This is a genomic window from Enterococcus sp. 3C7_DIV0644 (assembly GCF_002141235.1).
Classification (GTDB): Bacteria; Bacillota; Bacilli; order Lactobacillales; family Enterococcaceae; genus Enterococcus_D; species Enterococcus_D entomosocium.
The window spans coordinates 2,423,188-2,428,708 of the sequence record NZ_NGLK01000001.1 but is presented as its reverse complement, the minus strand read 5'-3'; the positions used below and the strand labels follow the sequence as shown (position 1 = coordinate 2,428,708).

The 5,521-nt window shown below is 29.2% G+C and carries 4 protein-coding genes; 2 read left to right on the top strand and 2 right to left on the bottom strand.

Annotation, left to right across the window (positions count from 1 at the left end):
* The first annotated feature begins 204 nt into the window (after positions 1–204).
* Together A5877_RS11500 and A5877_RS11495 are read left to right on the top strand one after the other, a co-directional pair.
* Positions 205–450 (top strand): hypothetical protein, encoded by a 246-nt coding sequence (locus tag A5877_RS11500; RefSeq protein WP_086316864.1) that lies wholly within the window; start codon positions 205–207, stop codon positions 448–450.
* Between the two features lie 123 nt (positions 451–573).
* Positions 574–975, top strand: a complete 402-nt coding sequence (locus A5877_RS11495) for a VOC family protein (RefSeq protein WP_086316863.1) — start codon at positions 574–576, stop codon at positions 973–975.
* A 1,213-nt stretch (positions 976–2,188) separates the two neighbouring features.
* Here the strand turns inward: A5877_RS11495 and A5877_RS11485 are convergent.
* Complete coding sequence (locus tag A5877_RS11485) at positions 2,189–3,856, bottom strand: RNA-directed DNA polymerase (protein ID WP_086316862.1); 1,668 nt, start codon at positions 3,854–3,856, stop codon at positions 2,189–2,191.
* Between the two features lie 63 nt (positions 3,857–3,919).
* Positions 3,920–5,521: helicase-related protein (locus tag A5877_RS11480; RefSeq protein ID WP_086316861.1), on the bottom strand; the 1,602-nt coding region annotated here is incomplete at its 5' end.

Genomic DNA, 5,521 nt, shown 5'->3' with positions numbered 1-5,521 from the left:
TTAAAATATACAATAGAGTAAAATTATTTATGATCTATGCATGTAAATTCATCCGCAATTATTAATCATATTTTCATACAATAATATAAATTATTCTTTTTTATTGACCTGTATTTTAAAATTGACAAAAATAATGTCACCTAGTGCACACTCCTGCATGTTATAATTGTCACTATAAAAATTATAGTAGGAGCGTGATTAGCTATGGGTAAAATTGAAAAAAAGGAAGTCGTGGGAAATATTGTCGCATTCACTACTGTTCTTCCCAATCTGATGGATTTTCGCAATTCAAAACTTGCAACTTTTAGCTACTTCATTGATGGAAAATATTATATCTCAGAAAATAGTATTCCTGTTCCAATGAGATATGGTGTGGGCAATACAATGACCATCAAATATAACGTAGAAAAACCTACTGAGATTTTTCCAAGACATTATTTTGTCATTTAATTGCAGCGACGTATTCTGCTCCTTTTTTGGATAACCAATTCAAAATTTTCCGATTCCTACGAAAAAACTGAAAGAAGCGAGTAACTTCTTTGTGATACTATCAGTAAAAAGGAGAATTTTTGTATGCTTATCCCAGCTATAAGTTTTCAAGGAAATTGTGAAAATGCAATAAAATTTTATCAAGAGACGTTAGACGCTCAAATTAAGTCCATCGTTTATGCGAGTGAAGCCCCGATAGATTCAGGTTTAGATTCTGAGATGCCTGATGATTTCGTTATGGACTCAGAAATCATCATCGACGGACAGAGAATCATGATGACAGACGGCAGACTAAATAGACCAGAAAATGATTTTTTCTCCTTTTGTCTTGTAAAAGAATCTGCAGATGAAGTTACTACTATTTTTAATAGCCTCTCGATAGACGGAAAAGTGATTGATCCCCTTGTACCAGTATTCTGGTCCTCGCTCTATGGTATGGTTGAAGATCAATACGGTATCACATGGATGATCATGACCTCGCATTAGCATACTGCCTTTTACCTACTACTCGTTTAGCTATTTTTTTATTTCAATAAATTGGATGTTTGTTTTTTTAGTACCATTTACTTTTGATATTATTTATTTATCGTGGTATTCTTTTTCTAGAGGTAATTAGATGAAAAAGAATAGTACTCGGTTAAGTCTATGGAAAATTTTGTTGATTGCGCTTGCTTTTGTCGCTGGTTCCTTTCTTGCAAAAATGGTCTTTTCTTTATTTTTTGAACACGTCTAATAACTATTTCAGTCTATGATCATTGTTATCAAGGAGGCGTTTTTTATTGAGTAAAGTTCCTAAAGTATTCAAATGGGTAGGTATATTCTTGGCAGTCCTCTTTCTCCCTGCTTTCGCTACTTATGGCATAGACAGGAAGAAATAAACAGAATATATCGGAAAAAGGAGAACTCTTGAGTTGCCTTTTTTACTTAAAAAATAGTTTTTGAGTTTGATACCTTTATTGATACTGAATTTAAAAGGAGTGATTGCATGACCACCAATACAGAGTTTACAGTTGAAAAAGTCTAAAAAAGAGCACCAATGAAATCTTTATTATTACCGATCCTGAGACACAAGTGCAGTATATTCAAACGATAGTTACAGGTGCTAGTGGAAAAAGTGTTGCACTTACACCAAGATTAGAGCCAGATGGAAGTATTCATTATAAAGAGTAAGTAAGATCAACTTTTGTTGATCTTTTTTTATCTCATAGTTGGTATTTTCTTCTGTTTGTTAGACGATCAAGCCAATTCATTTGTTTGAGTTCCAGATAAGTTGAGGAAAATAGACATAGTGTGGTTTTTCTATGCAGATTTACATTCTGCTCACACTTTTTTTACAAATAAAAACGGCAAAAAGGAGCACTCCTAAGAGTACTCCTTTTTCATTAATTAATGGAAAACAGTAACATACTAGTTAGTAAAGCTCTGAAAGCAATGGTGTACCCCAATTATCCCACAGACCCTTCCATATCGGAATCAGCTTTTCAACCAGTGTTTTTAACTATCAAACCAAGTTTTTAAGAATTCTTATAGTATTTCAGAGACTCAATATTTATCAATGATTAACAAATTAGGATAGTCAAAATCTGGTCAATTTTGATGTGTTATTGGGAGCAAAATATGGATAGGCTTTGAGGCCTGTCTTTTTATTTTTATCCTACATCTTTTGTCAATTAATTTATTCTCAGTTTTTCGTTTTTTTCTAATAGTCATTTTCATCTATATCTATAGAAGAAATTATAATTTCTTCTATTTCTTCATCGGTTAGTTCTTGATCTTTTTCTAATTCGTTTAAAATATTAACAAGTTCTTTTCTTGTTACATAAGTGTTATTTTGCAAAATACCTTGAGCAATTATTTCATACTGATAATTTGAATCATAAAAAGAAATATTTCTTTTTCTTAGCTCTTTAAAAAAAGGGCTTTTTCGAGCTTCAACAAATTTTTCATTTTCATTTCCACCAGTGTTTAACCATCTATGAAAGTCTATTTCATACGCTATAAGCCAAACTTCACTATTCATATTTTCTTCAGCATCTCCAACAAAGTATTCTTCTTTGAATTTTTCTCTAAATTTTGATAATTCTCGTTTAATACCGATTTCTTTTTTTCTCTCAGCCAATATATCCAGCAAAATAATAATAGCTATCCAATTTTCAGATCTTAGTATTTTTTTTATATAATCTATTGACATAGAAAGTCCTAACGATTTGAACATCCAAATTATCCAAATTATTTCTTCGTCACTTCTCAGGTGAAGATGATTATCAATAACAGAATATAAAATTCTTTTTAGCTGTGTCTTTCTTACAAAAGAAAAATTGTTTTTCAGAATGATTACTAAATTTTTTGTAAGGATTGGAAACTTTATCAATAGGTTGAACAATATAGGTTCAATAGAATCCCACTCATCTTTTGTAAATGAATTTGTTCTTATAATTTTTAATACGTATTTAATTATTGATATATCCTTATATTTGTGATACTCAATAATTGATTTTTCAAGTAATTTCTCAATATTTATTGATGAGTAAATTTTTATCTCTTCAACCCATGATTTTCCATATACAAACGGACTTTCAATTATTTCAATCTTATTCTCATTTAAAACCAACTCGTATTTATCCAGCTCTTCTCTAAAAATAGAAATTATGGATTCGATCTGGGCTCTGTCTTTTGTAAAGATAAAATAATCGTCTACATATCGCAAATAGTCAATTTTAATATCTCTTTTTTTTATTTCGTAATCAACAGAACAAAGTAAGATTTCTGAGACTATTCTTGATACAGCATTTCCAACTAATATTCCGTTCGTTTGTAAATCATTCAATAATTGAATACTTTTATCAATTTTATTTCCCAACAACTCAAAATTCTTAATATTTGATTTTGATAATTTCTTGCTGTGGATAGCCCAAGAAATGCTATGGGTATATATACTATCAAAAAAAAATTGGATATCTAATTTTAAACCAAACAAATTATCCTTATACAATTTTTTTACTTCTTTCTTTACCTCAGAAAAATTAGTAACCTTTCTATCATATGCTTTACCATGACTGGTACTCTGGTTAGAAGGCGCTGTTAACGAATTAGTGGTTTTATCAAAAATTTGAAATAGCTCAGTTTGATTCTCAACTAATATATTTGTAGCATTAATATATTGATATGGATTTGGAATTGCAAATCGTCTTCTTGAAGATACAGTTTTAAACCCATTAAAAATTAGTGGTTTTGACGGTTTTACTTTTTCATAATCAAATTTCTCAATAATAGTTTCTATATGTTCCGATAATAAGTCTGAATTAAAACTAGGAGGCAATTCATTTGGTATATATTCATATTTTATTAACTTTTCTATGTTTAACATATTTTCTCCTTCATGAATTTTTATTCAGTACTAGTGAAATCTCAATTTTTAATAGATAAGATTTTATAGACTTCTTAGTTTTTCTTTTTCATATTGTAATAAATTACTATTAGACGAGTTAGCAATTTTTTTTGATATATTTACGACTTCTTTTAATGATAATGCTTCAGATAACATTGGTACCATTTTTTTTATTGCACTCGCAGGGACACCCATATCCAGTAAAATCGAATAATTTCCATCAACGCCTTCATTTTCAAGTTGAGATGAAGCATAAGAATAATCTCCTACATTCGAAATATTCTTAATTTTACATATTTCTTTTTGCAATGAATTAACAACATCAAGCCATTTAGGAACTTTATATGAAATCCAATGTCTTTGTTCTCGATAACAATTACTAATAGTTTGATCTAGTATTTTTTGAGTTTGCCAATTCGGATTTTGCTCTTTTATATATATATATTCTTGCCGTAAAATTTCGTTAAACGAAGAACTATTGAGATATTTAAACGCAACAACTGGCAATTTATTCCGAGTCATTGGTCTTGTAGTCTCAGTTTCTTTTAATAAATTATCCCAACAAATACCCAATATATATTTAATAGCCTTGAAAGAAGGCTTTCCAGTCCATAAAATTAACTCTGGTTGTGTCTGTATCTTTTCATATAAATCATTAATAATTTTCTTTTGTCCTTCTACAGAAACAGCGTTTTTCTTTATTATTGGCAAAAATTCTTTATCATACTCTATTAGTTCTTCATACCTCTTTATATTTTTGGGAAGTAATTCTTCTTTATCAAAGTTTATTAATATTTCATCAGATATTTTTTCTTGATCATAGAATGGCATATCTAACTCTATTTCAGTCTTTTGAGGAATTTCATGAAAAACATAAACTTTACCTGTATAGTGCTCTAATAATCTACCTGCTCTACCCTTTATATTAGAAAAATCGAAATAGTCTATTTCATTTGGACCTTTCTTTTTATCAAAAATAAATACATTTTTTGCTGAGGTATTTACGCCTTCTATGATAGTAGAGGTGCAGAATAATACATTTAACTTCTTATAATTAAAATATTGAATTATGGAGTGTGTTAAGTGCTTGGGAATAGTTCCAGAATGAACACCTATTTTTTGTAATAACAGCCTATTGTAACTCCAATTACTATTGATATTTTCAGAAATCCATTCATTTATTGGTAGTAACTCTTCTTCTTCCAGATAGTTATTTAGTTTTAAAAATTCATAGTACTTTGTAGCCAACCTAAATGCTCTATCAGGTGACGATGTATATACAATGGATTGTTCATTTTTTTTACAGTATAAAAGTTCAAAAAGTTTTTCTTCTCTTTCCAGTTCTTGTTTGCGCTTCCCATCATTTTTGTAATTGATGTTTACTAATTCGACTTGTGCATCTACAAGAGAATAATTTGTCTTAATAAATTTAGCATTGTATTTTTTCTCAAAACCACTAGAAATTTTATCAATATTTGGCCCAATAAAATAAAATGCTGTATCTCGTTTAGCCAAAATTTTTTTTATAGCAATGTTTAAGACATCAGATCGTTCATCATCTCTATAGGAACTTATTTTATAAAACTCATCAAGAACACAATAATCAATCTTAGGAAGATTAGGAAATTCTATTACTCTTTCAGC

Excerpts from the sequence above, each read along its gene's own strand:
- A5877_RS11500 (WP_086316864.1), top strand. The coding sequence starts at position 205 with ATGGGTAAAATTGAAAAAAAGGAAGTCGTGGGAAATATTGTCGCATTC.
- A5877_RS11485 (WP_086316862.1), bottom strand. The coding sequence starts at position 3,856 with ATGTTAAACATAGAAAAGTTAATAAAATATGAATATATACCAAATGAA.
- A5877_RS11495 (WP_086316863.1), top strand. The coding sequence starts at position 574 with ATGCTTATCCCAGCTATAAGTTTTCAAGGAAATTGTGAAAATGCAATA.